The organism is Yersinia vastinensis (assembly GCF_044905075.1).
GTDB lineage: Bacteria > Pseudomonadota > Gammaproteobacteria > Enterobacterales > Enterobacteriaceae > Yersinia > Yersinia vastinensis.
The window spans coordinates 3,261,651-3,288,649 of record NZ_CP173260.1; the positions used below are offsets into that span (position 1 = coordinate 3,261,651).

The window sequence follows — 26,999 nt, forward strand, 5'->3', positions numbered from 1 at the left end:
ATGAAGACAATGACATTATCTGTTTTCTGGATTGTCATGGGTAAATCATGCTCACTCACCTCACTCTGGTTTAATCAGCCCCCTATCCGGTGTATTATCAGAAAATACTGCACGGACATATTATTCTCATACTTAGAATTAGGGCTGCTATGACATACCGTATAATTGCATTGGATTTGGACGGGACACTGTTAGACAGTAAGAAACGTATTCTGCCGGAATCCTTATCCGCATTAGCGCAAGCACGCGCTGAGGGCGTGAAAGTTGTGGTGGTCACTGGCCGCCACCATGTAGCGATTCACCCGTTTTATCAAGCATTAGAGATAGATACGCCGGCGATTTGTTGTAATGGCACCTATATTTATGATTATCATGCTAAAAAAGTTTTGGATTCCAATCCATTACGGCCTCAGCAGGCAGTTCAAGTCTTACAGTTACTAGAACAAACTCATATCCATGGGCTGATGTACGTAGATGATGCGATGCTGTATCAGCACACTAACGGGCATGTTGTTCGCTCCCTAAATTGGGCAGAGTCATTACCTCCGGCACAACGCCCGACACTCCTCCATGTCGATAGCCTGTTCGATGCAGCCCATAGTGCCAACGCTATCTGGAAATTTGCCACCTCCCATGCTGATATCAATCAGCTAAAAGCATTTGCCACCATGGTTGAAGACGAAATGGGGCTGGCTTGCGAGTGGTCATGGCATGATCAGGTGGATATTGCACAAGTGGGGAACAGTAAAGGTCACCGCTTGCAACAATGGGTAGAGTCTCAAGGTCTGAGCATGAAGGATGTGGTCGCGTTTGGTGATAACTTTAACGACCTCAGTATGCTAGAAAGTGCAGGTTTAGGGGTGGCTATGGGTAATAGCGCCGATGCTATCAAGCAGCGGGCCGATTTGGTGATTGCCGATAATGAACAGCCCGGGATTGCCGCGGTTATCCATCAACATATTTTGGCTTGATCCCCATCATTATTGCGTTGTAACGATGCTAGCAATAAATAAAAAGCGCCTCTATTAAGGGCGCTTTTTTGCTTTGTTGATAATCGGAGGCCGCGGTTAGTTCTTGCGATTAAACGATACGCTTTTTATCTGCGCATAGACCCACTGGCCTGGTTTCAGCCCTAACTCATCCCGCGCCCATGGTGTAATCCGCGCCCATAACCATTGCTCGCCAATAGCCAATTTGACATCAATTTGCCCATCAACTTCAAGGCACTCGGCTATTTTCACCGGCAAGATATTGCGGATACTGCTGTTTTGCGGCGGCTGCAATACCAATGAAACATCCGCCGCATTAATGCGGATACGCATTGAGTCTTCCTCCTGCGCATCCAGCTTGCCAACCCACAAACGCTGATCACCTAAGGCCAGCGCCGTCATTGCATAGCGATCATGGTGACCAATCACATTCACCCGCAATATGCTGCTCGGTTCCTCCCGTTGCAGCCACGGACGCAGTGCACTACTGGCCCATACCTCTTCCAACCCACCGACAGCACGAACTTTACCGGCATCCATCACCACGACTTGATCAGCCAAACGCAAGATTTCATCCATACTATGGCTGACGTACAAAATAGGCGTATTGACGTCTTTCCCCAGCCGCTCCAAATAAGGCAGCAGTTCGCGCTTACGCGGTAAATCCAGTGAGGCTAATGGTTCATCCATCAGCAACAGCTCTGGCGCAGTCAACAGCGCACGGCCAATGGCCACTCGCTGTTTCTCACCACCGGAAAGCGTCAGTGGAAAACGCTTTAACAGCGGCTCTATCCCCAGCAACCCCACAATAGTCTCAAACTGCCCGCGCATTGACGGGTTCATACCGTACTGCAAATTGCCAATCACGCTGTAATGAGGGAACAGACGGGCATCTTGAAACACATAGCCCACCCGCCGTTTTTCCGGTGGCAGATAAATCTGCCGCTCGGCATCCACCAGCACTCGGCCATTTAGCACGACTTTGCCTTGTTGTGGACGAGTCAACCCCCCAATAACATTAATAAGCGAGGTCTTGCCTGCACCCGATAAACCAAAAATAGCGGTAATGCCTTGCGCCGGTAGCGTTGTGGAGACGTGCAAATGCAACGCTCCCAATTGTTGACTGAAATCCAACTCTAGCATGGCGCCCCCATGCGTTTTTTGCCCCAGCGGGCCAACCATTCAGACAGCAGCAAAGAAACCAATGAAAGAATGATGGCAATAATGCACAGACGCCCCGCTGCGGCTTCTGCTCCTGGTGTTTGAATCAGGGTATACATCGCTAGAGGAATAGTGCGGGTTTCACCGGGAATATTCGACACAAACGTGATAGTCGCGCCAAATTCCCCCAGTGAACGAGCAAAAGACAAAACAGTGCCGGCAATCACGCCAGGCAAAGAAAGTGGTAGCGTAATGGTGAAAAAAACTCGCCACGGGTTCGCACCTAATGTGCGCGCCGCAAGTTCCAGACGAGTATCAACCGCCTCCAGAGCCAAACGAATAGCCCTGACCATCAGCGGAAAAGCAACCACCGCCGAAGCCAGCGCCGCACCGCGCCAACTGAAACTGAAGTTAATACCAAACCAGCTATACAGCCATTCACCAATAAAACCACGCCGGCCCATACTCACCAGTAATAGATAACCAATGACCACAGGGGGCAGCACTAACGGCAGGTGAATAATACTGTCTAACAACGACTTACCGGGGAAGCGACAGCGCACCAGAATCCATGCCATTAGGATACCTAATGGCAGACTCCACACCACCGCGACACCAGAAACTTTCAGGCTAAGAATAATAGCCTGCCACTCATACTCGCTCAAAATCATTAGCGTGGGGTAAATCCATAATTTTTGAAAATAGCCGCCGCGGCTGGGGTTTTCAGATAATCATAAAAAGCAGTAACGGTCGGATTTTCGTGGCCCTTAACAATTGCCATTGGGTATTCAACCGGTTTGTGACTCGCTTCCGGGAACATCCCAACAACCTTAACTTTCTTACTGGCTACCGCATCTGAACCATAAACAATACCCAGCGGTGCTTCAGCCCGCTCAACCAGAGTCATAGCATTACGTACGTTATCAGCACGCGCCATTACCGGTGCTAACGTTTCCCAAGCACCTAAATACTCCAGAGCCTCTTTAGCATAAATCCCCGCAGGAACATGGTCAGGATCGCCGACAGCCAGACGACCACCATCAAGCAATTTCTTCCAGTCGGTTTTTTTATCAATCTCAACTTTAGTTATTTTGCTGTCTAGCGGCGCAATCAATACTAACTCATTACCTAGTAAGGTATAGCGCGTATTAGTCACTATTTGCTGTTTATCAATCGCATAGTCCATCCATTGCTGGTCAGCAGAGATAAACAGATCTGCCGGCGCGCCCTGCTCTATCTGACGTGCCAGTGTTGAAGATGAGGCAAAAGAAGAAACAACATCCACTTGCTTCTCTTTTTTATACTGCGCGGCAATATCTTGTAGTGCATTGGTCAGTGAGGCCGCAGCAAAAACCGTAATATTGTCATCTGCCATGCTCGGGCTAGAAAAAGCGGCCAGCAACGTTGCACCAGCTACCCACTTGCCCACTTTTCCGTATTGATTCTTCATGTTGTTCTCCGCGTTAATGAAATCGCTATATACTTGGAAATATAACGTAACATCATAGGCAGGTCATGCAGTTTATCGGCAAGATGTGAGCTTTCTTGAGTTATCGGAATCGCGCAGTGAAATGAAACAAAAGACAAAAACGAAAATGCCCAGCGTTTACACGCCAGGCATTCAGAAATTAGATGCAACCACTCTACTTAATGTGACTTTCCGCAAGAAAGATTCATTAAGAGCGTTCTTTCCCGTGACCGGTCTTAGAAATGATGTTAAACACTTCACCCAGCCCGTAGATCATACCCAGAATCACTGCCATCACTACCGGAACCATGACCACAGCAAAGAGCAGACTTTTCAATAGTTCTAACATGCCAGCCTCTCAAATGACGACAATAGAGCGATAACTCACGTTATCACAATAACCAATATGTATTCACTGTAAATTATACAGACAGTGAATGAATCGAGTTATTCTAACCAACAATAAAAAAATGTAACCTGCCAAACGTGCGGTTTGAGTCACTACCCTACATACATGGCGTTCATTGGATATACATCGACTGTCGAGTCACACTAACCGTTTCCCGCTGGAGCAAAAAACATGCAGGCCGAAATCTTACTCACTCTAAAACTTCAGCAGCGACTGTTTGCCGACCCTCGCCGTATTTCACTCCTGAAACAAATAAAGAATACTGGCTCTATCAGTCAGGGGGCGAAACTGGCAGGCATTAGCTATAAAAGTGCTTGGGATGCCATTAATGAAATGAATATATTGGCAGAAGAGATACTGGTCGAGCGGGCAACTGGCGGCAAAGGCGGTGGCGGTGCTTCGCTGACCCGCTATGGCGAACGCCTTATTCAGCTTTATGATTTACTGGCGAAAATTCAGCAAAAAGCCTTCGACACCCTAAAAGACGATTCAATGCCATTGGATAGTTTACTGGCCGCAATTTCCCGTTTCTCACTGCAAACCAGCGCCCGTAATCAATTTTTCGGCACAGTGATTGAGCGCGACCATCAGCAAGTTCAGCAACACGTCAATATTCTACTGGCTGATGGCAAAACCCGCTTATCTGCGGCCCTGACCCAGCAGAGTGCCGATCGGCTGCAACTTTCGACAGGCAAAGAAGTATTAGCTCTGATTAAGGCACCCTGGATAAAACTGGTCACTGATCAAGCATTGGCAGGTGCCGCGGATAACTCATTGCCAGGCACTGTCACCAGTATTGAACCGGGTAATGAGCACAGCGAAGTTATCGTGACACTGACAGGGGGAGCCACGCTTTGTTCGACACAAAACAATAGCGAGCTGCATAAACTGAATTTACGAGTTGGCAGTGATGTTATTGCACAATTCAATTCAGATCGCGTCATTATCGCAACACTTTGCTAATTTATTTAGTAAAGTTATTAACTGTTAACAACCTATTACCTGTTGACATTTTTGCCCTTTCCGCATATCCCTAACACCTTATTGTGTTGCAGATTATGGAAAAGATAATGTCTGAGTTGCAAATATCGCAAGGTTGTTTTCGCCTGAGTGACACACGGACACTCACCCTGCCAGCACTACAGGTTTTGTCCGGAGATAGCTGGGCGTTTGTCGGGGCCAACGGCAGCGGAAAATCTGCACTTGCTAAAGCATTATCTGGGGAACTGACCCTCCTTAACGGTAGCCGTCAGAGCAATTTCACCCATATTGTGCGACTGTCATTCGAGCAACTTCAACAGTTGATAAGTGAAGAGTGGCAGCGTAATAACACCGATTTACTCAGCGCTGATGAAGATGATACCGGCCGCACTACCGCCGAAATTATTCAGGAAGAAGTGAGCAACCCACTGCGGTGCCAGAACCTGGCAGCACAGTTTGGCATCAGCCACTTACTGCCACGCCGCTTTAAATACCTTTCTACCGGTGAAACACGCAAAACATTGTTATGTCGGGCATTAATGCCACAGCCCGACCTGTTGATTCTGGATGAGCCATTTGATGGTCTGGATGTTTCTGCACGTGCTCAGTTGGCAGAAATGTTATCGACGCTTTCTGCTCAAGGCGTCACACTGGTTTTAGTCCTCAATCGTTTTGACGATATTCCTGATTTTGTACAGCATGTTGGCGTGCTAGCGGATTGCCATCTGAGCCACACCGGTCCACGCCAGCAAGTTCTTTCCGAAGCCCTGATTGCTCAATTGGCACACAGTGAAAATCTTGATGGTTTATCACTGCCAGAAACAGAAAACCCGCAACAGCAGGCCCGTTTACCACAAGACAAACCATTGATTACTCTGCGTAATGGCGTAGTTGAGTACAACGATCGCCCCATCCTGCACGATCTGAGCTGGCAAGTTAACCCCGGTGAACACTGGCAGATTATCGGCCAGAATGGGGCGGGTAAATCAACTTTACTTAGCCTGATTACTGGCGATCACCCGCAAGGTTATAGCAATGATTTAACGCTGTTTGGTCGCCGTAGAGGAAGTGGTGAAACCATCTGGGACATCAAACGTCATATAGGTTATGTCAGCAGCAGCCTGCATTTGGATTATCGCGTCAGCTCTAATTTGCGCACCGTGATTTTGTCCGGATTTTTCGATTCAATTGGGATTTATCAGGCCGTCTCTGATCGCCAACAACAGCTTGCAGATCAATGGCTCGCATTACTTGGATTCTCTGCTGATGCCGCTAATCAGCCTTTCCATAGTTTATCCTGGGGCCAGCAACGGCTGGCACTGATCGCCAGAGCGCTGGTAAAACACCCCGCGCTATTGATTCTTGATGAGCCTTTGCAAGGTTTAGATCCACTTAACCGTTTATTAGTACGCCGTTTTATTGATGTGATGATCGGCGAAGGCGACACTCAATTACTGTTCGTTTCTCACCACGCCGAAGACGCACCACAATGTATTACTCATCGTCTAACTTTTGTTGCTGATGGCGAAATTTATCGCTACACGCAAGAGAAATTATCCTGCTAAACATGATTAAAACTGACATCTCATTATATTATCCTGAGAAATAATGAGAGTAGCACCCAAGTGACGCAGCGTTTATTCACATTAACCTATGCTACTATCTGACTCAGAATATGGACTTAATAGTAAAAGGATGATTTATGTGGGGCATACTTGCTGCATCGCTGCTTTTCTTATCAATTAACCGGGTACTCTCCCTGTTTCTCTTGGCGCTTTCCTTATCGATTGCGCTTTATCACGGTGTTCTCACATTACCGTCAGCGGCGTTTTTACTGCTCACGCTGGTGGTTGCACTGCTGCTGCAAAAATATCGTCAGCGAAAATGGCTGGCTGTTGGGCTGGAATTGCTCTTGGTATTCGCCTCCATTGCTCTGTTCCTGCATCTCATCCCCGGTTTCAACAACCTGAAAGTATTGGATAAAGTGGACGTGGGGCCACTTAGTGCCACCTTTAGCATGTACTACAATCTGGATAAGGCGCTCATCCCCTTTATCTTGCTCGCCTGCTTACCCACCTTATTTGTCGCCAAGAAGCATCTATCTATTAGTCGGCTGGGTTGGGTGGGGTTGATTGTCAGCGTACCGGCTTTACTGCTGCTGGCTGTCGCCTTAGGTGGCTTGAAAATTGAGATGCATACCCCGGCATGGATTGGCTCTTTTGTTATCGCAAATGTCTTCTTTGTCTGTTTAGCTGAAGAGGCGCTATTCCGTGGTTATTTGCAACAACGCCTAAGCCAATGCCTTGGCAATTACCCAGCTCTGCTGCTCACTGCCCTGCTTTTTGGTGCCGCACATATTGCTGGCGGCCCACTGCTGATGGTGTTTGCCGCGCTGGCTGGGATAATTTATGGTCTTGCATGGCTGTGGAGTGGTCGTTTGTGGGTGGCGGTCGCCTTCCATTTCAGCCTGAATTTGATGCACCTGCTGTTCTTTACCTATCCGTTGTATGTGGCGCATTAATTTTTAATGACTGCCTATCCTCAAAGCCATTGATATTGTTGGTAGCCGATAAACGAACGCATCCCGATGAGCTGACCCACGTCAGTGATTCGGGGGTGTGAGAGCAGCTAACAGCGCAGTAACTCGAAGGACGAAACCCCAAAGTCATGGGTGTTACAGCTAGGCTGCAAACGAACGCATCCCGATGAGCTGACCCACGTCAGTGATTCGGGGTGTGGGAGCAGCTAACAGCGCAGTAATTCGAAGGACGAAGCCCCAAAGTCATTGGTGTTACAGCTAGGCTGCAAACGAACGCATCCCGATGAGCTGACCCACGTCAGTGATTCGGGGGTGTGAGAGCAGCTAACAACGCTGTAGCGCCAAGGACGAAGGGGGGGAGGACATTCCTGCTAAATTGATGGATGAGAACGCTACCACCTCAGTTATCTTTGCCATACCTGAGATTTCTTCATTTTTTTGCCTATTCTTATTCATTCCCCTGTATTTATGCTCCCACAGATATGAAGCTGAGAAAAATTTAAATGTAAGCGATTCCATTATTGAGCGTAGATCACCTTTTCTCAGATAATGGCGTGCTATCTTTTATAGACGATAGTCATTCGAGGAGTCTTTTATGTACGTTCTGGTAACAGGTGGTAGCGGTTACATAGGTAGCCATACTTGTGTGCAATTGGTTGAAGCGGGCTACAAGCCGGTTATCCTCGACAACCTTTGCAACAGCAAATCCAGCGTATTAGCCCGAATCAACCATTTGACTGGCTACACACCTGAACTTTATCAGGGTGACGTCCGTGATCGCGCGCTACTCGACAAAATATTTGCCGCCCATCCTATTCATGCAGTCATTCATTTTGCTGGCCTAAAAGCTGTGGGTGAATCTGTCAGTAAGCCTTTGGAATATTACAATAATAATGTTTATGGCACCTTAGTCTTACTGGAGGCCATGTGCGCCGCACAGGTCAAAAACTTTATCTTCAGCTCTTCGGCTACAGTCTATGGTGATCAACCACAAATCCCGTATAAAGAAAGCTTCCCTACGGGCACGCCATCCAGCCCATATGGCCAGAGTAAATTGATGGTTGAGCAAATTTTGCGAGATGTGCAACTAGCTGATCCTCAATGGAATATGACTATTTTACGTTACTTCAACCCGGTTGGTGCACACCCGTCAGGACTGATGGGCGAAGATCCACAGGGCATCCCCAATAACTTGATGCCATTCATCGCGCAGGTCGCTGTGGGTCGTCGTGAATCATTAGCCATTTTCGGTAATGATTACCCCACCCCCGATGGCACCGGGGTGCGTGATTATATTCATGTGGTTGACTTGGCTGACGGCCACGTTGCCGCGATGAAAAAACTGCACAACCAGCCCGGCGTACATATTTTCAATCTTGGTGCTGGTGTCGGTCACAGTGTTTTACAAGTGGTTGAAGCCTTCAGTAAAGCTTGTGGTAAGCCACTGGCCTACTATTTTGCCCCACGCCGTGAGGGTGACCTTCCAGCTTACTGGGCAGACCCAATTAAGGCAGCAGAGCAATTAGGCTGGCGCGTCAGCCGCACACTTAATGACATGGCGGCAGATACCTGGCGCTGGCAATCCAATAATCCTCAGGGCTATCCCGATTAAGGTATTTTCATGACTGATTTTAACCCTGTGGATCATCCACATCGCAGATACAATCCGTTAAGTGACCAGTGGGTCCTGGTCTCGCCTCATCGAGCCAAACGCCCTTGGCAAGGCCAGCAAGAAGCCCCGGCCACCGAGAGCCTACCGGCGCATGACCCTGATTGCTTCTTGTGCCCCGGCAATACACGGGTGACCGGTGATGTGAATCCCGACTACCCGTCAACCTATGTGTTTACCAATGACTTTGCTGCATTGATGCCTGACACGCCTGATGCACCGCAAAGTGATGATCCACTGATGCGCAGCCAAAGTGCGCGCGGTACCAGCCGAGTTATTTGCTTCTCTCCGGATCACAGCAAAACCTTACCGCAACTGACCTTACCAGCGTTGGAACACGTTATCCAAACCTGGCAGCAACAGGGTGCCGAGCTGGGTAAAGTGTATCCGTGGGTACAAGTGTTTGAGAATAAAGGGGCAGCAATGGGGTGCTCTAATCCGCATCCTCATGGGCAAATTTGGGCGAATAGTTTCCTGCCAAATGAAGCTGCACGAGAGGACCACTTACAGCAACAATATTTTCAACAACATCAGTCGCCTATGTTGCTCGATTATGCTGAACGTGAGTGCCGCGACGGTAGCCGAACCGTGGTTGAAACCGAGCACTGGCTGGCGGTGGTGCCTTACTGGGCGGCATGGCCATTTGAAACCTTGTTGTTGCCGAAAGCCCATATCCTACGATTAGAAGCATTATCGAATGCGCAGCGCAGTGATTTGGCGATTGCGCTAAAAAAACTGACCAGCCGCTACGACAATTTATTCTCATGCTCATTCCCTTACTCAATGGGATGGCACGGCGCGCCTTATAACGGTAATGACAACACACATTGGCAACTACACGCACATTTTTACCCACCATTACTGCGCTCGGCATCAGTGCGGAAATTTATGGTGGGTTATGAAATGCTGGCTGAAACCCAGCGAGACCTTACAGCAGAACAGGCGGCTGAACACCTGCGGGCAGTAAGTGATGTTCATTATCGAGAAGCAGGAGTCAACTAATGAGTTTAAAACAGCATACCCAGGCTATTTTCCGCCAACAGTTTAGTCATGAGCCTGACATCACCATTAAAGCGCCGGGTCGCGTCAATCTTATTGGTGAACATACTGATTATAATGATGGTTTTGTGCTGCCCTGTGCCATTGATTACGAAACCGTTATCAGTTGCGGCACACGTGCTGATCGACAGATTCGTGTGATTGCCGCTGACTATGAAAATCAGCAAGACATATTCTCGCTAGATATGCCCATTGTTCCACATCCAGAGTATCGCTGGGCCGATTATGTCCGCGGTGTGGTGAAGCATTTGCAATTACGTCATGCCGATTTTGGCGGTGCTGATTTGGTTATCAGTGGCAATGTGCCACAAGGCGCGGGTCTGAGTTCTTCAGCTTCCTTGGAAGTGGCGGTCGGCCAAGCATTACAATCACTCTATCAGCTTCCTCTCAATGGTGTGGAGCTGGCGCTAAATGGCCAAGAAGCCGAGAACCAATTTGTCGGCTGTAACTGCGGCATTATGGATCAACTTATTTCAGCACTGGGTGAGCAAGATAGTGCGTTGCTTATCGATTGCAGAACATTGGAAACACGCGCGGTACCGATGCCAGAAAACGTGGCAGTGGTGATAATTAATTCCAATGTGAAACGCGGCTTGGTAGATAGCGAGTACAACACCCGCCGCCAGCAATGCGAAACTGCGGCGCGTTTCTTTGGTGTCAAAGCCCTACGTGATGTTGATCCTAATCTGTTTTTCTCCATTCAAGATGAGTTGGACCCTGTGGTAGCGAAACGCGCTCGCCATGTCATTACCGAGAATGAACGGACGTTGGCGGCGGCAGATGCACTGGCTTCTGGGGATTTGAAATTAATGGGGCAATTGATGCACGAGTCTCATATTTCAATGCGTGATGATTTCGAGATCACAGTTCCGCCGATCGACAGTCTTGTAGATATTGTGAAATCGGTGATTGGGGAGCAAGGTGGGGTTCGAATGACAGGTGGCGGTTTTGGCGGCTGTATTGTTGCACTGATGCCAACGTCACTGGTCGAGCAAGTTCGTGCTGTCGTGGCTCAGGAATATCCGAAGTACAGCGATGGCCGAACAGAAACTTTCTACGTCTGTCAGGCTTCACAAGGAGCGGGTTTATGCTGAAAAACGACGCTGCATCATTAGGCAGTGTTGACCAGTTAGCACCGGATGGTCACCCTTTTGAATTGACCGAGCTACATAATAAAGCAGGTATGAGTGTGACGCTGATGGATTGGGGCGCAACTTGGTTATCTGCAATATTACCGCTTAAAGGGGGAGAAAAACGCGAGTTACTGCTGGGCTGCCAAACCCCCGCGGATTATCTGCATCAGGGAGCCTATCTCGGGGCTACCGTTGGTCGTTACGCTAACCGCATTGCTAACGCGCAAATCACGGCAGAGGGGGAGATTCTTCATCTGATACCCAATCAAGGTGTTCACCAGCTGCATGGCGGCCCTGAAGGGTTCCATGCCCGGCGCTGGCAAAAAGTGAAGCAGGATGAAAAGCAGGTGACCTACCAACTGCACTCTCCCGATGGCGATCAGGGTTTTCCCGGCACGTTGACCGCCGAAGTCCAATATCTATTGACCGAAGATAATCGACTGGAAGTTCACTATCAGGCCCAAGTTGACAAAACCTGCCCGGTAAATCTGACGAATCACGCCTATTTTAATCTTGATGGCGAGGGGCACGATGTCCGTGCTCACCGGTTACAATTGTTTGCCGACAAATATTTGCCAGTCGACAGTGACGGTATTCCAACCGATGGGCTTAAGAGTGTCGAAAAAACCGGTATGGATTTTCGTCAGGCAAAAACACTGGCTCGCGATTTCTTACAAGACCGCTGCCAGCAGCGTGTTAAAGGTTATGACCATGCTTATCTGCTGCATCGTACTTGTGGTGCTACAGAAAGCCCAGCAGCACATTTATGGTCATCTGACAATCAAGTCCAAATGAGCGTTTACACCACTGCCCCGGCATTACAACTGTATAGTGGCAACTTCCTAGGCGGAACGCCTTCGCGTAATGGCGAAACTTATGCCAGCTACACGGGCGTCGCGCTAGAAAGTGAATTTCTCCCCGATAGCCCCAATCACCCTGAATGGCCACAACCCGATTGCTGGCTAAAACCGGGGAAAACCTACCACGCGACCACCGTTTACCACTTTATCGCGCTGTGACTGTTTTTATTTACGGCTGCCGACTACGCTTAAAAGCATCTGTCAGGCAGCCGTATTCATGCCTTTCAGATTCCAATTTGGCTGATATAAACAAAGCTTAAATAAAGGAACTCCTATGCGTCTAACTACCTTATGGCTGCTCTCAGCAGGATTGTTGCTGAGTGCCAATGTGATGGCAGCAGACACCGCGAAAACACCCTCACCCGCTCAGGCGGCTCAGCAGAAAAAAATGACCGATTGTAATCAGCAGGCGACGACTCAATCGCTGAAGGGTGATGATCGGAAAAAATTTATGAGTCAGTGCCTAAAGGCGCAGGTACATCCGGATGAGAAGGCGCTGACACCGCAGCAGCAAAAAATGAAAAGCTGCAACGCAGAAGCGGCAACTAAAGCGTTAAAAGGTGATGAACGAAAAACCTTCATGAGCACGTGCCTGAAAAAAGCGGCTTAAACCTCGCTAGACAGTATCCACATTTCATCTCTATGGGGTATTTAATACCCCATATAAGCCCTCATATATTAATTAGTTACAGATTTTGCAGAATCGATTCGACTTCCAGTCTTACGCTAACGTAAAAAATTGGCTATGGTTAAACACAAACGATTGATGTCTGCGGCAATCACGCAATATAATGATAATAATTATCATTGAACAAATGAGTTATCTGAGGAGTTCGAACTATGGCAGTAACAAAGCTGGTTCTGGTACGTCACGGCGAAAGTCAATGGAACAACGAAAACCGCTTCACCGGTTGGTATGATGTTGACTTGTCAGAAAAAGGCCGTACTGAAGCAAAAGCAGCGGGCAAGCTGTTAAAAGACGAAGGCTTCACTTTTGATTTCGCTTACACCTCTGTATTGAAACGCGCAATCCACACCTTGTGGAACATTCTGGATGAGTTGGATCAAGCTTGGCTACCAACTGAAAAATCCTGGAAACTGAATGAGCGTCATTATGGTGCTTTGCAAGGTCTGGATAAATCAGAAACTGCGGCGAAATACGGTGATGAGCAAGTGAAACAGTGGCGTCGTGGCTTTGCTGTCACCCCTCCAGCGCTGGATAAAAGCGATGAGCGTTTCCCTGGCCATGACCCACGCTATGCAAAATTGACTGATGCCGAGCTGCCAACGACTGAAAGCCTGGCTCTGACCATTGATCGTGTTGTTCCTTACTGGAACGAGGTGATTTTACCTCGCATTAAGAGCGGTGAGCGTGTGATTATCGCAGCCCACGGTAACTCTCTGCGTGCCCTGGTAAAATATCTGGATGACATTAGCGAAGAAGCTATTCTTGAACTGAACATCCCAACTGGCGTGCCATTGGTGTATGAGTTTGATGAAAACTTCAAACCGGTCAAACACTACTATCTGGGCGATGCTGATGAAATCGCTGCAAAAGCAGCAGCGGTTGCCAATCAGGGTAAGGCCAAGTAATTACACCTGATTAGCACCATTAAAAAACCCCCGAACATAGCTGATGTCGGGGGTTTTTAGTTATCCGCCTGTTCAACATGACAAGCTCGATAACTTATTGGCGACGCGCTTTCACCGCGTTCGACAACTGACGTAACAGCACTTCAGTATCTTCCCAGCCAATACAAGCATCGGTGACACTCTGGCCGTAAGTCAGTGGTTCGCCACTTTCCAGATTCTGATTGCCTTCCACCAAATGGCTTTCAATCATCACGCCCATAATGGATTTTTCGCCCTGAGCAATCTGGCGGCAAACATCGGTGCCGACTTCCATCTGCTTTTGGAATTGTTTGCTGCTGTTAGCATGACTGAAATCAATCATGATTTGCGGGTCCAGACCTGCTTTACTTAGCCCATCTTTGACTGCTGCAACATGCTCACTGCTGTAATTCGGCTCTTTACCGCCACGCAGAATAATATGGCAATCATCATTACCCGCCGTGTTGACAATCGCAGAGTGGCCCCATTTGGTCACCGACAGGAAACAGTGTGGCGCGCTGGCTGCATTAATTGCATCGATAGCCACTTTGATTGTGCCATCAGTACCATTTTTAAAACCAACCGGGCAAGATAAACCAGAAGACAGCTCACGGTGAACCTGAGATTCTGTCGTTCGTGCGCCAATCGCTCCCCAGCTCATCAGGTCAGCCAAATATTGCGGGGTAATCATATCCAAGAATTCACCCGCAGCCGGTAAGCCGCTGTCATTAATGTCCAATAGCAACTTACGTGCAATACGCAGACCATCATTGATGTCGTAGCTGCCATCCATGTGCGGATCGTTAATCAGACCTTTCCAACCTACTGTCGTGCGCGGTTTTTCAAAATAAACCCGCATTACCACTTCAAGCTCACCATTTAGTTCTTCACGTAATTTCAGCAAACGAGTGGCATACTCTTTGGCCGCCTGAGTGTCGTGAATCGAACATGGACCAATCACCACCAGCAAACGATCATCCTGAGCTCGCAAAATTTTGTGGATGGCGGTTCGGGCCTTGGCGACGGTTTCTGCTGCATTGCTACTGGCGGGGAACTTCTCTAACAGAGCAACAGGTGGCAGGAGTTCCTTAATTTCATTAATCCGTAGGTCATCATTCAGGTAATTCATAGCTCTTCCATTAAGTCTTGTGACGATCATCGCACAACGTATATCTCAACCAATCTAGCTGGTGAATTGACCGCTGTAAATCTACTTTATTGCATTGGGGGTTCAGCGCAGATAAACAGCAACCTAAGCATCAATCTATAATGTGGATCAATTATTGAATGAAATCCTATCAGGGTTAACATAGACAGACAGTTCAGGTTCTGCGCTCACATTTCGGGTTACAAGGATAAATATGGCTGCATCATCATTTTTTCCGCAAGACAGCAACAGTAAGCGCTTGCTAATCGCTTTCGCCGTCACCACTGTTTTTATGGTGGCAGAAGCCATTGGAGGTTGGTTATCTGGCTCATTGGCACTGTTGGCGGATGCTGGGCATATGCTGACGGATTCTGCTGCACTATTTATCGCATTAATGGCCGTACATTTTTCGCAGAGAAAACCAGACTCTCGCCACACTTTTGGCTATTTACGCCTGACCACTCTGGCGGCTTTTGTTAATGCGGCTGCATTACTGCTGATTGTGGTATTGATTGTTTGGGAAGCCATTCGACGCTTTTTTTCTCCCCATGAAGTCATGGGAATCCCGATGTTAATCATCGCTGTCATCGGGTTATTCGCGAATATTTTCTGCTTCTGGATACTTCATCGAGGAGAGGAAGAAAAGAATATCAATGTGCGAGCTGCAGCCTTACATGTGCTAGGTGACTTATTGGGGTCTGTCGGGGCTATTGTGGCCGCGGTGGTGATCCTGACAACCGGTTGGACCCCCATTGACCCAATTTTATCTGTTTTGGTTTCGGTCTTGGTGCTGCGCAGTGCCTGGCGGCTATTGAAAGAAAGTTTCCACGAACTATTGGAAGGCGCACCGCAGGAAATTGATATCGAGAAATTGCGCAAAGATTTATGCACCAATATATATGAAGTACGCGATGCCCATCACGTACACTTATGGCAAGTGGGTGACCAGCGGGTAATGACTCTGCACGTGCAAGTCATTCCACCGCGAGATAATGATGAGTTATTGCAACGTATTCAGCACCACCTACTACACCATTACAACATTGGTCATGCCACTGTTCAGATGGAATATCAGCACTGTAACGCACCGGACTGTGGTATCAATCAGGCTAGCAGTGCCGGAGAGCACCATCATCACCATCACTAATAAATAACGGGCACCATCAGGGGAGGCGGGGAGGCTCTGTTGCGAATTATCCACAGAATCGCCCCTGACTCCGGTTTCCAATCAAAAGCTATTTAACTGAGTTATTAATGACCTTGGGTAGACAGCGGGCGCGAATGATTTCGAGCCGCACTCTTAATCCATAGCCAAGAACCATTCAGGGCAATCAACGTCAGTAATACGTATTCCAGCGCCATGGCATAAACACCCTGATAAGCAAAAATAGCGACACTGATGACATCAATGACTACCCAAATCAGCCAGTTTTCCACATACTTACGAGTCATCAGGATCATCGCAACAATTGACAACACCATCATGGTGGAGTCCCAGAATGGGAAGGCATCGGGTTGCAACTCTGGCATTTGTACCGTCGCTCCCAAGCTTTGCATTACAGTCACCGCCACACGGGTAAGCCAGGCAAATACTGTATCAATATGCAGAGTCATTAAGGCGATACCGGCCACGCTAACCGCCCCCCATGCCAATGCTTTAGGCAAAGACAACCACCGAATTTTCAATTCAATTTGGTTATCGGGAGTTTGTTTGCTCCAAGCGTACCAACCGTAAATATTGGCCACGAAGAAGAACAACTGTAGTAGCAAGCTGGCATAAAGTTGGATTTGGAAAAAAATGACCGCAAATAAGGTCACGTTAATCAAACCAAACAGGTAGTTGATAATCTTCTCTTTGCTGGCAAACCAGATGCACAATAACCCGAACAGTGTCCCTATAGCCTCTATCCATGAAAGGTCATAGCCCCCTGCCCCCAGAGGAATATGCACCAATATGTTGCTTGTACTGAAGAAATCCATCTGCCAGTCCTTTTCAAGAGAGAATAAATATTAGGTCGCTACGTGCCATTTACCGCTCAAGCGTTGCCTTTGATCTGCAATTTAAGCTGGTTGGCAAAATCCAACATGCGATTTAGGGGGATCAGCGCCTGCTGACGCAATTCTTCATCAACATGTATCTCATGCATCACTCCACCCTGTTCTAGCCCCTCAGCAATGGCCTTAAGGCCATTCATCGCCATCCACGGGCAATGAGCGCAACTTCGACATGTCGCCCCTTCACCGGCCGTGGGTGCTTCAAATAATTCTTTATCAGGGCAAGCTTGCTGCATCTTATAAAAAATGCCCCGATCGGTGGCTACAATCAGTTTTTTCTGCGGCAGCGTTTTGGCAGCCTGAATCAGTTGGCTGGTTGAACCAACGGCATCAGCCATATCAACAACCGCCTGCGGTGATTCCGGGTGAACCAATACGGCAGCATCTGGGTGTAATGCTTTCATCCGGGCCAGTGCTTGGGTTTTAAACTCGTCATGGACAATACAAGCCCCTTGCCAGCACAACACATCCGCACCACTCTTCTTCTGTACATAGCTGCCAAGGTGGCGATCTGGCGCCCAAATTATTTTCTCGCCCAAGCTATCAAGATGTTCAATCAGCTCAACCGCAATACTGGAGGTGACCACCCAATCCGCTCTGGCTTTGACTGCTGCCGATGTATTGGCGTAGACCACGACAGTACGATCTGGGTGGCTATCGCAAAACGCAGCAAACTCATCCACTGGGCAACCTAAATCCAATGAGCATTCGGCATTGAGCGTTGGCATCAATACTTGTTTCTCTGGATTCAGTATTTTGGCGGTTTCTCCCATAAAGCGCACACCAGCAACCAGCAGCGTCGATGCGGGGTGGTTGTTACCAAATCGCGCCATTTCAAGGGAATCAGCGACACAGCCGCCAGTCTCTTCGGCCAATGCTTGAATTTCGGGGTCAGTATAGTAGTGAGCGACCAGCACGGCATCACGTTGCTTCAACAGTGTTTTGATTTTCTCACGGTAAAAGGCTTTTTGATCCACATCCAACGGGACTGGTCGCGGAGGGAAAGGATAAATAGCCGCATTCACATCAAAAATTTCGCTCATCGCTCACGTCTCTAATTGCCAGTTATTCTGGAGCCACGGTATGCCTTAGGCTGCCAGTAAAGTTGGTTTGTTTTTTATCCTAAACAAAATACTCAATATTTAGCAAAAAGTCGCCAGAATTCGTCTGATAATGGCAAAAATGTTTAATAGAGTTAAAACTCAGCTAAAAAACGGAATGACAAGAGAGATATTAGAAGATTATAGGGTTTATATTCAGAACAAGAAGAAAGGATTATTGAAGCGGACAAATCTGAGAAGGAATGTTAACTGAAAGCATAATAATAGGTCGTGCGGGATGACTCGTCCTGCGGACTCGCCCTTCGGGTCAACGCTCGCGCGTTGCTGTCTCGCATCCTCGGCTCGAACCTGAACGCAGGGTCTCACCCACACGCATCGGGTAGTCTGTGATTTCTGAGCTTGGGGGATGTTCAGAGGTACTTGATATAATGGTGGGTCGTGCGGGATGACTCGTCCTGCGGACTCGCCCTTCGGGTCAACGCTCGCGCGTTGCTGTCTCGCTTCGCTCGGCTCGAACCTGAACGCAGGGTCTCACCCACACGCATCGGGTAGTCTGTGATTTCTGAGCTTGGGGGATGTTCAGAGGTACTTGATATAATGGTGGGTCGTGCGGGATTCGAACCTGCGACCAATTGATTAAAAGTCAACTGCTCTACCAACTGAGCTAACGACCCGCTGCAATGCGGTACTGCGTAACATAATGGTGGGTCGTGCGGGATTATTCGCCCTACGGACTCACCTTTCAGGCCAACGCTATGCGTTGTTGTCTCACTTCGCTCGACTCGAACCTTTGACGGTTCTCATCCCGCGATTTGATTACCTTACAGTTCTTCATAATGGTGGGTCGTGCGGGATTCGAACCTGCGACCAATTGATTAAAAGTCAACTGCTCTACCAACTGAGCTAACGACCCATTATGTATTATTGCTTAAACGCTTTAGAGAATACTGCGAGACAAAACAGGAAGAGGAATATCGTTGCGATGATTTCAACTTCTTACATTCAAACTAAACTTCAGTATGAATGGTGGGTCGTGCGGGATTCGAACCTGCGACCAATTGATTAAAAGTCAACTGCTCTACCAACTGAGCTAACGACCCGCTGCAATGCGGTACTGCGTAACATAATGGTGGGTCGTGCGGGATTCGAACCTGCGACCAATTGATTAAAAGTCAACTGCTCTACCAACTGAGCTAACGACCCATTATATATTGCTGCTTAATGACAATTCAGTGCCAGTCGTGCGGGATTACTCGTCCTGCGGACTCGCCCTTCGGGTCAACGCTAACGCGTTGCTGTCTCGCTTCGCTCGGCTCGAACTTTTAACCATTTGATTAAAATTCAACTGCTCTACTAACTGAGCTAACGACCCATTATGCGCTACTGCTTACTATAATTTCCTGCTGCCTGAACGTTTTACAGTTGTCTTGGCAACGGCGGCATATATTACTAATTTCTCTTCACAGTGCAACTTAAATTTCTGTTAATACGTTTAACTGCTTGTTCTTCGCTCGCTAAAGCCCAGAAATTAGTCAATAAGACCAATTCCTGGGCTCAAAAAAGGCTAAAGAGCAGATAACCGTTTCTGTGCCTGTTTAGCAGCATCGGTATTGGGATATTGCTTGATCACTTGTTGATAAACCGCCTTTGCTTTATCGCTTTGGCCTTTATCCTGCATGATCACCCCAACTTTAAACATTGCTTCTGAACTTTTTGGAGACTTTGGATAATTTTTTACTACAACAGCATAATAATATGCAGCATCGTCTTTCTTACCTTTGTTGTAATACAACTGCCCTAACCAATAATTGGCATTAGGCTGGTAAGTCGACTTTGGATACTGTTTCACAAAACCTTGGAAAGCAGTGATCGCTTGATCATATTGCTTTTTCTCAAGAGCTAGAGAAACGGCAGCATTGTAATCGCTGTTTTCATCACCGGTACTTGCTGCAGGTGCCGCTGTAGCCGCTGCAGCGCCCGCAGAGGCCGTGCCAGAACTTCCTGTCGCTGCATTATCTGTCGCAGCGCCAGTAGCCGCAGGCGTTGTACTCGACGCCCCCTGACCACCGCTCAGACTATCTATCTGCTGATAGATCTGTTTTTGCCGCTCAACAATTTGATTGAGCTGATACTGATTTTCTTGGATCTGACCGCGTAAACTATCAACATCGCGTTGCGAATCTGACAGTTGTTGCTGAAGTTGAGTTAATAGCTGGCTGTGAGCGTTAGAAATACGCTCAAGTTGAGTGACTCGATCTTCTACCGAGCCGGAGCCGACATTACTGATTGGCGCTTGGGCAGTAGCGGCCCATGGGACCGCTACGCCAACCAGTAACGACAGACCCACTAAGTGACGTCTGAAGTTACTGTTCATGCGATTCTCTTAGTAAACCAGAACTGCACGACGGTTTTTAGCGAACGCTGCTTCGTCATGGCCCAGTACTGCTGGTTTCTCTTTACCGTAAGAAACGATAGAGATTTGGTCAGCAGAAACGCCTTTACCTTGCAGATACATTTTCACTGCATTTGCACGACGCTCGCCCAACGCGATGTTGTATTCTGGCGTACCGCGTTCATCCGCGTGGCCTTCAACAACAACTTTGTAAGATGGGTTGCTACGCAGGAATGCAGCATGTGCATCCAGCATTTGAGCGAAGTCAGAACCGATATCGTATTTATCGAAACCGAAGTAAACGATATTGTTCTTTTGCAGTTCTTGCATCTGAAGACGCGCTTGCTCTTCGGAAGACAGGTTGCTGCCGTTTTCTGTACCAGTGCCAGCGCCCATGCCAGATTGGTCATTATTTGCGCTTTTGTTGGAACTACAAGCCGCTACAGCCAGAACTGGCAAAGCCAACATTAGCCCTTTTAGCACTTTGTTCAGTTGCATCTCTTTGATCCTTTTTTATAGTTTGCCATACATACGTATTTACACATGCATCACAGATACGGCGACCAGGCAGGAAATTTGACCTGTCCATCAGTTGCCGGAAGACGCGCTTTGAAACGCCCATCAGTCGAGACCAGCTGTAACACGGCTCCCAGCCCTTGTGTCGAGCTATAGATAACCATGGTGCCGTTAGGCGCGATACTAGGCGTTTCATCCAGGAACGTGTCCGTTAACACTTGAACGGCTCCCGTTTCTAGATCCTGTTTGGCGATGTGTTGTGCCCCACCATTGGAACTGACCAATGCCAAGAATTTACCATCAGGACTCACATCTGCGTTCTGGTTCTGAGAACCTTCCCATGTGATTCGCTGAGGCGCACCGCCATTAATATTCACTTTATACACTTGTGGACGGCCACCCTGATCCGAGGTATAGGCCAGATTCTGGCTATCCGGGAACCAGCTTGGTTCAGTATTATTGTTACGACCATCGGTAACTTGGCTAATTTGACCAGACCCAAGATCCATAACATACAAGTTTAGGCTACCGCTTTTAGATAATGCGAACGCCAGTTTAGTGCCATCCGGAGAGAAGGCTGGAGCACCATTATGACGAGGGAATGAAGCCACTTGTCGAATTGCACCATTCGCCAGCGTCTGAATAACCAGTGCTGATTTGCCACTCTCAAACGTTACATAAGCAATCTTGCTACCATCTGGAGACCAGGCTGGTGACATCAAAGGCTCAGGAGAACGGTGAACCACAAATTGGTTGTAGCCATCGTAATCAGAAACCCGTAATTCATGTGGGAATTTGCCGCCGTTGGTTTGCACAACATAAGCAATACGGGTGCGGAAAGCACCTTTAATCCCTGTCAGTTTTTCAAAGACTTCATCACTGGCTGTGTGTGCAGAATAACGCAACCACTGTTTGGTTACTTTATACTGATTTTGCGCCAAAACACTACCAGCCGAACCAGAAGTATCGACTAACTGGTAAGACACGACATAGCTGCCATCGGCGCTAGGTTGAACCTGGCCAACAACAACAGCATCGATCCCCAACGCAGTCCAAGCCGCAGGTGTGACTTCAGCAGCAGTGGAAGGTTGTTGTGGCATGCGAGCCGCATCAATTGGGTTAAATTTACCACTGTTACGCAAATCCGCGCCGACAATAGCGCCAATTTCTTCTGGTGGTGTACCTGGCCCCATCCACTTGAATGGAACAACCCCAATTGGACGAGCTGAGTCTACCCCTTGGGTAATCTCTATTCGAACTTCCGCATGTAATACAGAAGCCCATAAAACTAAAAAGCCTAGCGCTACTCGAAATGCCTGCTTCATCTTATCTCCCTTATCCGAGCGGGATGCTCGCGATAATTAGCAGAATTTTAACAAACCAACGCAAACAAAACTACATAATCCATGGTTGATTAACAGAGTTATCCACTGCCAATCAAACTTTATTGCGGTTTAAAATCAAGTGGAACATTCTTAAACACTTCATAAACATCCTGACTTGGAGGTTTAGGGATTTTAGCAAGTTTGGCTGCGGCGATGGCGGCCTGACACAGTGCCGGGTCCCCTCCTTCCGCTTTAACATCAATTAATAGACCGTCTGGTGCTAATTTAATTCGCAGATTACAGGTACGGCCTTTGTAAAGATCTGCATCATAAAATTTACTTTGGATAGCCGCAGTTACCTGTCCTAGGTAGCCACTGATATCACCGGCGGATGCCCCGCTCTTTTTACCACCACCTTTACCGGCAGCAGCAGCACCCGCACCTGAGCCACTTTTCGGCGCATTCTTGGAATTGGCCAAGCCGCCAAACAAATCATCAACATCCGTTGCAGCGGCCGCTTCTGCAGCAGCTTTTTTCTTAGCCTCAGCAGCTGCGGCTTTTTTAGCATCAGCGGCAGCTTTTTTCTCAGCATCAGCCGCCGCTTTCTTTTCAGCTGCCTCTGCGGCAGCCTTTTTCGCATCTTCTGCCGCCTTCTTCGCGTCAGCATCAGCTTGTTTCTTCGCAGCAGCAGCGACAGCAGCTTCTTTTTTAGCTTCAGCTTCCGCTTTCTTCTGGGCTTCTGCCTGCGCTTTCACGAGTTTATCTGCTTCAGCTTTGGCCTGAGCGGCAGCAGCTTCAGCTTGCTTCTGCTCTTCTTTTGCTTTAGCCGCTGCGGCAGCAGCCGCTTTCTGTTGTTCAGCCGCTTCTTTTTGCTGCTCAGCTGCTTGTTTTTTCGCTTCTTCAGCCGCCTGCTTTGCATCTTCCTGTGCTTGCAGACGCTCTTTTTCTAATTCTTTCAGACGTTGTTGTTCTGCTGCCTGCTTCTGCTGCAGCTCTTCAGCTTGCTGGTCAGCTTTTTTCTGGCGTTGCTGCTCCGCCCGTTTCGCGTCCGTCTGTTGTTGCTGTTGGCGGTTATATTGCTCTGTCACCGCGCCCGGATCGACCATGACGGCGTCAATAACTTCGCCGCCAGCACCGCCGCCGCCCATTTCAGTCGTCTGCGTCAGAGAGCCCCAAATCAACAGGGCAATCAATATGATGTGCAGAACCACCGACACGATAACGGCGCGATTCAGCTTATCATTTTGCTCGGTTGCCTTACCCACGCTCGATTTCCACACTCGATGTCCGCGCTCTATTGCTAAAAAACGGAACTGCTAAAAACAAGGTATCTACTGGCTGGGTTCACGCTCAATCCAGCCAATATCAACGCAAATTTATATCGGTTGAGTCATTAAGCCCACCGACGTAACGCCAGCCTGATGCAGCATATTCAGCGCCTTAATGATTTCATCATAAGGAACCTCTTTAGCACCACCGATCAGGAAAACAGTTTTCGGATTCGATTTCAACCTTGCCTGAGCTTCTGCTATCACTTGTTCTGAAGGCAGCTGCTCCATCCGTTGATGATCAATCACCAGTGAATATTGCCCCACACCAGAGACTTCAACAATCACCGGAGGGTTATCATCACTGGATACAGTTTTTGAATCCGTCGCATCAGGAAGATCTACCTCAACGCTCTGCGTGATAATCGGAGCGGTAGCCATAAAGATCAGCAATAGCACCAACAAAACGTCAAGTAAGGGAACAATGTTAATTTCAGACTTAAGCTCGCGACGTCTACGACCACGTACTCGCGCCATACAACCCCCTACTTATTTGCTCTCGGCGCTGGCAAAAGCCTGGCGATGCAGAATAGCAATGAACTCTTCCATGAAGTTGTCATAGTTTTGTTCAAGTTTATTCACTCGCTGGTTCAGGCGGTTATAAGCCATAACAGCAGGGATTGCGGCGAACAGACCAATTGCCGTAGCAATCAGTGCTTCAGCAATACCAGGAGCCACCATTTGTAAGGTCGCCTGCTTGACTGCACCCAGAGAAATAAAGGCATGCATAATCCCCCATACTGTACCAAATAGACCGATATACGGGCTGATGGAACCAACAGTACCAAGGAAAGGAATATGAGTTTCGAGTGCTTCCAGCTCGCGGTTCATAGAGATGCGCATCGCACGGGAAGCGCCGTCAATCACAGCTTCAGGTGCGTGGCTATTTGCGCGATGCAAACGAGCAAACTCTTTAAATCCGGAATGGAAGATTTGCTCGGAACCACCAAGCGTATCACGGCGAGCTTGACTCTCTTGGTATAGGCGAGACAGCTCGATGCCAGACCAAAATTTATCTTCGAAAGCCTCTGCATCGCGGGTGGCAGCATTCAGAATACGCGTTCGCTGAATGATAATCGCCCATGAAGCAATAGAAAAGCCCATCAAAACCAGCATGATAAGCTTAACGAATAGGCTTGCCTGCAGGAATAAATCCAGAATGTTCATGTCAGCCACTACTTAAACTCCGCGACAATAGACTTAGGAAGCGCTCTTGGCTTCATTTGGTGTGGATCGATACATGCGATCAATACTTCTGCACTACTCAGAAGATTGCCATGTGAGTCGAGAATTCGTTGAGCAAACGTGAGAGAAGCCCCACGCATTGCGGTAATTTCACTCTGAACTTCCAGCATATCATCAAGACGTGCAGGCGCCAGATATTCTACCGTCATGCGGCGGACAGCGAAAGCGACATGCTCACTGAGCAATTGCTGCTGGTGAAAATTGCGTTGGCGCAACATTTCCGTGCGCGCCCTTTCGTAAAAGGCAACGTAGCGCGCGTGATAAACCACGCCACCAGCATCGGTGTCTTCAAAGTAGACACGTACCGGCCATCGAAACAACGTATTACTCACTCTACTTCCCAGTAATGCAATTAACGGACACACTATACTGAAGAGCGTTAAGCTTTGGAATCACTTGCGAGAATAGAACGAAAATAATTATGGGCCAGGCGACCCATAAAGGAGAGTTTGTGTTCAGATTAGGCGAAACGTATTCAGATTAGACAAAAAAGTAGAATAATCCCGCGCCCAAGATCACAATTGCTGGAAGTGGTGAGAAAAAAGCGCGTAACCACACCCGCTTAGGGCGAAAACCGACGCCATGAATTACACCAGTACACACAGCCCACACGATAAAGACCTCTTGCCAAACTTCCAGTGAGCTGGTCGCCGCCGCAAAACGCGAAGGGTCCCAAAATACACAGAAAGCGACAGCAAATGCGAGCACCAGTGAAAGGGCCCGTAAAGGGCCCTTATCCATTAGATCGTATAGCTTATCGGACAACATCATCATTGCCATTGTTAGCGGCTTTCTCTGCTGCGTTGGCTTCACTCTGCTCCAGCGCCAGAGCAGTAATGATACCAAAGGAGCAGGCCAGAAGTGTCCCTAGAATCCAGGCAAAATACCACATGCTTTATGCTCCTTAGTACAGTGAGTGCTTGTTGTTTTCGATAAAGTCTTTATCAATGCGCCCGAACATCTTGTAGTAACACCAGCTGGTGTAAAGCAGGATGATAGGAACAAAGATGATCGCAACAATCGTCATCACTTTCAGCGTCAACAGGCTAGAGGTTGCATCCCACATTGTCAGACTGACATTTGGCATTGTGCTTGATGGCATAACGAACGGGAACATAGTGACCCCGGCGGTTAAAATCACACAAGCAATCGTCAGTGATGAGAACAGGAAGGCCCAAGCCCCTTTTTCAAAGCGCGACAGTAAAATAGTGAACAGCGGCAGAATAACCCCAAGCGCTGGCAGCGCCCACAAGATTGGATACTTGTTGAAGTTAATCAACCATGCACCAGCCTGATGTGCGACTTCTTTACGCATCGGGTTAGATTCAGCTGCTGTATCCAACACGGATGTCACAACAAAACCATCAATGCCTTTAACTAACCAGATACCGGCCAACAGGAATGCAACCCCCATCACCAGAGCAGAGATTTGCGCTGCTGCACGAGAACGCAGATGCAACTCACCGCGAGTACGCATTTGCAGATACGTGGCACCTTGGGTAACCAGCATAGTTAAGCTCACCACCCCTGCCAGTAAACCAAATGGATTCAGTAACTGGAAGAAGTTGCCGGTATAGAACAGGCGCATATATTCATTCATGTGGAAAGGTACGCCTTGCAGCAAGTTACCAAACGCCACACCGAATACGACTGCTGGCACGAAACTACCGACAAAGATGCCCCAGTCCCACATATTGCGCCAGCGGCTATCTTCCAACTTGGAACGGTAGTCAAAACCGACCGGACGGAAGAATAACGCAGCCAACACCAGAATCATCGCAATATAGAAGCCGGAGAATGCGGCTGCATACACCATCGGCCAGGCCGCAAACAGCGCCCCACCTGCGGTAATTAGCCAAACCTGATTACCATCCCAGTGAGGGGCAATCGAGTTAATCATAATACGGCGTTCTGTATCATTTTTACCGATGATACGCAGCAGGATCCCGACACCCATATCGAAACCATCGGTCACTGCGAAACCAATCAGCAGCACACCGATCAGCAGCCACCAGATAAATCGTAATACTTCATAATCAAACATAAGTGGA

The 26,999-nt window shown here is 48.2% G+C and carries 28 protein-coding genes, 4 tRNA genes and 4 other RNA genes; 11 read left to right on the forward strand and 25 right to left on the reverse strand.

All coding sequences use genetic code 11. From position 1 onward, the window contains the following. The first annotated feature begins 149 nt into the window (after positions 1-149). Positions 150-971, forward strand: a complete 822-nt coding sequence (locus ACIOG0_RS15185) for a pyridoxal phosphatase (RefSeq protein WP_050098844.1) — start codon at positions 150-152, stop codon at positions 969-971. A 96-nt stretch (positions 972-1,067) separates the two neighbouring features. Here the strand turns inward: ACIOG0_RS15185 and modC are convergent, their stop codons facing one another. The 4 genes from modC to ACIOG0_RS15205 all read right to left on the reverse strand — a co-directional run bounded on the left by modC (position 1,068) and on the right by ACIOG0_RS15205 (position 3,967). Further along, positions 1,068-2,132 carry a molybdenum ABC transporter ATP-binding protein ModC gene (gene modC / locus ACIOG0_RS15190; RefSeq protein WP_050098846.1) on the reverse strand — a complete coding sequence of 355 codons (1,065 nt, stop codon included), beginning with the start codon at positions 2,130-2,132 and terminating at the stop codon, positions 1,068-1,070. Then, a complete protein-coding gene (gene modB, locus ACIOG0_RS15195) occupies positions 2,126-2,821 on the reverse strand; it encodes a molybdate ABC transporter permease subunit (protein WP_050098848.1) in 696 nt (231 codons plus the stop codon). Before modB ends, modC begins: the two co-directional genes overlap by 7 nt. Next, the gene (gene modA, locus ACIOG0_RS15200) at positions 2,821-3,600 is read right to left on the reverse strand and encodes a molybdate ABC transporter substrate-binding protein (RefSeq protein WP_050098849.1); all 780 of its coding nucleotides are present in this window, start codon (positions 3,598-3,600) and stop codon (positions 2,821-2,823) included. The genes modB and modA overlap by 1 nt, the downstream gene beginning before the upstream one ends. Before the next feature lie 226 nt (positions 3,601-3,826). Next, complete coding sequence (locus tag ACIOG0_RS15205) at positions 3,827-3,967, reverse strand: AcrZ family multidrug efflux pump-associated protein (RefSeq protein ID WP_050098850.1); 141 nt, start codon at positions 3,965-3,967, stop codon at positions 3,827-3,829. A gap of 231 nt (positions 3,968-4,198) precedes the next feature. Between ACIOG0_RS15205 and modE the strand changes: the two genes are divergently transcribed. From modE to gpmA, 9 genes are all read left to right on the forward strand, one after another. After that, positions 4,199-4,990 carry a molybdenum-dependent transcriptional regulator gene (gene modE / locus ACIOG0_RS15210; protein WP_145581884.1) on the forward strand — a complete coding sequence of 264 codons (792 nt, stop codon included), beginning with the start codon at positions 4,199-4,201 and terminating at the stop codon, positions 4,988-4,990. 107 nt (positions 4,991-5,097) lie between these two features. After that, complete coding sequence (gene modF / locus ACIOG0_RS15215; RefSeq protein ID WP_145581885.1) at positions 5,098-6,573, forward strand: molybdate ABC transporter ATP-binding protein ModF; 1,476 nt, start codon at positions 5,098-5,100, stop codon at positions 6,571-6,573. 137 nt (positions 6,574-6,710) lie between these two features. Then, positions 6,711-7,529 (forward strand): CPBP family intramembrane glutamic endopeptidase, encoded by an 819-nt coding sequence (locus ACIOG0_RS15220; protein WP_128451727.1) that lies wholly within the window; start codon positions 6,711-6,713, stop codon positions 7,527-7,529. 613 nt (positions 7,530-8,142) lie between these two features. Beyond that, entirely contained in the window at positions 8,143-9,159 is a 1,017-nt protein-coding gene (galE, locus tag ACIOG0_RS15225; RefSeq protein WP_128451726.1) for a UDP-glucose 4-epimerase GalE, read from the forward strand. A gap of 9 nt (positions 9,160-9,168) precedes the next feature. Continuing rightward, positions 9,169-10,218, forward strand: a complete 1,050-nt coding sequence (galT, locus tag ACIOG0_RS15230; RefSeq protein ID WP_050098855.1) for a galactose-1-phosphate uridylyltransferase — start codon at positions 9,169-9,171, stop codon at positions 10,216-10,218. Next, positions 10,218-11,369, forward strand: a complete 1,152-nt coding sequence (gene galK, locus ACIOG0_RS15235) for a galactokinase (RefSeq protein ID WP_050098856.1) — start codon at positions 10,218-10,220, stop codon at positions 11,367-11,369. The genes galT and galK overlap by 1 nt, the downstream gene beginning before the upstream one ends. Next, positions 11,363-12,427, forward strand: a complete 1,065-nt coding sequence (gene galM / locus ACIOG0_RS15240; RefSeq protein WP_050098857.1) for a galactose-1-epimerase — start codon at positions 11,363-11,365, stop codon at positions 12,425-12,427. Before galK ends, galM begins: the two co-directional genes overlap by 7 nt. A gap of 115 nt (positions 12,428-12,542) precedes the next feature. After that, positions 12,543-12,878 (forward strand): PsiF family protein, encoded by a 336-nt coding sequence (locus ACIOG0_RS15245; RefSeq protein ID WP_050098858.1) that lies wholly within the window; start codon positions 12,543-12,545, stop codon positions 12,876-12,878. 230 nt (positions 12,879-13,108) lie between these two features. Further along, a complete protein-coding gene (gene gpmA / locus ACIOG0_RS15250) occupies positions 13,109-13,861 on the forward strand; it encodes a 2,3-diphosphoglycerate-dependent phosphoglycerate mutase (RefSeq protein ID WP_050098859.1) in 753 nt (250 codons plus the stop codon). A 94-nt stretch (positions 13,862-13,955) separates the two neighbouring features. Here gpmA and aroG read toward each other — a convergent pair whose 3' ends face one another. Further along, a complete protein-coding gene (aroG, locus tag ACIOG0_RS15255; RefSeq protein WP_128451725.1) occupies positions 13,956-15,008 on the reverse strand; it encodes a 3-deoxy-7-phosphoheptulonate synthase AroG in 1,053 nt (350 codons plus the stop codon). Positions 15,009-15,240: 232 nt separating this feature from the next. Here aroG and zitB point away from each other — a divergent pair, with 232 nt between their 5' ends. Beyond that, a complete protein-coding gene (gene zitB, locus ACIOG0_RS15260) occupies positions 15,241-16,173 on the forward strand; it encodes a CDF family zinc transporter ZitB (protein WP_050098861.1) in 933 nt (310 codons plus the stop codon). 104 nt (positions 16,174-16,277) lie between these two features. Here zitB and pnuC read toward each other — a convergent pair whose 3' ends face one another. The 20 genes from pnuC to cydB form a co-directional block, all read right to left on the reverse strand. Further along, positions 16,278-17,006: a nicotinamide riboside transporter PnuC gene (gene pnuC / locus ACIOG0_RS15265; protein WP_050141038.1), complete on the reverse strand. Its 729-nt coding sequence runs from the start codon at positions 17,004-17,006 to the stop codon at positions 16,278-16,280. 56 nt (positions 17,007-17,062) lie between these two features. Further along, on the reverse strand, positions 17,063-18,124 hold the full coding sequence (gene nadA, locus ACIOG0_RS15270; protein ID WP_050098863.1) for a quinolinate synthase NadA: 1,062 nt from the start codon (positions 18,122-18,124) through the stop codon (positions 17,063-17,065). A gap of 279 nt (positions 18,125-18,403) precedes the next feature. After that, positions 18,404-18,528: non-coding RNA, RtT sRNA (locus ACIOG0_RS15275), on the reverse strand. A 43-nt stretch (positions 18,529-18,571) separates the two neighbouring features. Further along, a non-coding RNA gene (locus ACIOG0_RS15280) (RtT sRNA) lies at positions 18,572-18,697 on the reverse strand. A gap of 43 nt (positions 18,698-18,740) precedes the next feature. Next, positions 18,741-18,816: transfer RNA gene (locus ACIOG0_RS15285), tRNA-Lys, on the reverse strand. A gap of 27 nt (positions 18,817-18,843) precedes the next feature. Beyond that, positions 18,844-18,967: non-coding RNA, RtT sRNA (locus ACIOG0_RS15290), on the reverse strand. A 12-nt stretch (positions 18,968-18,979) separates the two neighbouring features. After that, positions 18,980-19,055 (reverse strand) — tRNA-Lys (locus ACIOG0_RS15295). A gap of 111 nt (positions 19,056-19,166) precedes the next feature. Next, positions 19,167-19,242 (reverse strand) — tRNA-Lys (locus ACIOG0_RS15300). A 27-nt stretch (positions 19,243-19,269) separates the two neighbouring features. Next, positions 19,270-19,345 (reverse strand) — tRNA-Lys (locus ACIOG0_RS15305). A 29-nt stretch (positions 19,346-19,374) separates the two neighbouring features. After that, a non-coding RNA gene (locus ACIOG0_RS15310) (RtT sRNA) lies at positions 19,375-19,507 on the reverse strand. 199 nt (positions 19,508-19,706) lie between these two features. After that, a complete protein-coding gene (cpoB, locus tag ACIOG0_RS15315; protein WP_050098864.1) occupies positions 19,707-20,516 on the reverse strand; it encodes a cell division protein CpoB in 810 nt (269 codons plus the stop codon). Between the two features lie 9 nt (positions 20,517-20,525). Beyond that, on the reverse strand, positions 20,526-21,032 hold the full coding sequence (gene pal / locus ACIOG0_RS15320; RefSeq protein WP_005278500.1) for a peptidoglycan-associated lipoprotein Pal: 507 nt from the start codon (positions 21,030-21,032) through the stop codon (positions 20,526-20,528). Between the two features lie 50 nt (positions 21,033-21,082). Continuing rightward, positions 21,083-22,375 carry a Tol-Pal system beta propeller repeat protein TolB gene (tolB, locus tag ACIOG0_RS15325; protein ID WP_050098865.1) on the reverse strand — a complete coding sequence of 431 codons (1,293 nt, stop codon included), beginning with the start codon at positions 22,373-22,375 and terminating at the stop codon, positions 21,083-21,085. Between the two features lie 119 nt (positions 22,376-22,494). Next, entirely contained in the window at positions 22,495-23,640 is a 1,146-nt protein-coding gene (tolA, locus tag ACIOG0_RS15330; protein WP_050098866.1) for a cell envelope integrity protein TolA, read from the reverse strand. 111 nt (positions 23,641-23,751) lie between these two features. Next, on the reverse strand, positions 23,752-24,180 hold the full coding sequence (gene tolR / locus ACIOG0_RS15335; RefSeq protein ID WP_050098867.1) for a colicin uptake protein TolR: 429 nt from the start codon (positions 24,178-24,180) through the stop codon (positions 23,752-23,754). Positions 24,181-24,192: 12 nt separating this feature from the next. Beyond that, the gene (gene tolQ, locus ACIOG0_RS15340; protein WP_004393307.1) at positions 24,193-24,879 is read right to left on the reverse strand and encodes a Tol-Pal system protein TolQ; all 687 of its coding nucleotides are present in this window, start codon (positions 24,877-24,879) and stop codon (positions 24,193-24,195) included. Continuing rightward, entirely contained in the window at positions 24,879-25,280 is a 402-nt protein-coding gene (ybgC, locus tag ACIOG0_RS15345) for a tol-pal system-associated acyl-CoA thioesterase (protein ID WP_005165498.1), read from the reverse strand. The genes tolQ and ybgC overlap by 1 nt, the downstream gene beginning before the upstream one ends. Positions 25,281-25,428: 148 nt before the next feature. Continuing rightward, positions 25,429-25,716 carry a cyd operon protein YbgE gene (gene ybgE / locus ACIOG0_RS15350; protein WP_172665444.1) on the reverse strand — a complete coding sequence of 96 codons (288 nt, stop codon included), beginning with the start codon at positions 25,714-25,716 and terminating at the stop codon, positions 25,429-25,431. Beyond that, positions 25,703-25,840 (reverse strand): cytochrome bd-I oxidase subunit CydX, encoded by a 138-nt coding sequence (cydX, locus tag ACIOG0_RS15355; protein WP_050082494.1) that lies wholly within the window; start codon positions 25,838-25,840, stop codon positions 25,703-25,705. The genes ybgE and cydX overlap by 14 nt, the downstream gene beginning before the upstream one ends. Before the next feature lie 12 nt (positions 25,841-25,852). Continuing rightward, positions 25,853-26,992 carry a cytochrome d ubiquinol oxidase subunit II gene (gene cydB, locus ACIOG0_RS15360; RefSeq protein ID WP_050098869.1) on the reverse strand — a complete coding sequence of 380 codons (1,140 nt, stop codon included), beginning with the start codon at positions 26,990-26,992 and terminating at the stop codon, positions 25,853-25,855. Between the last annotated feature and the right edge of the window lie 7 nt (positions 26,993-26,999).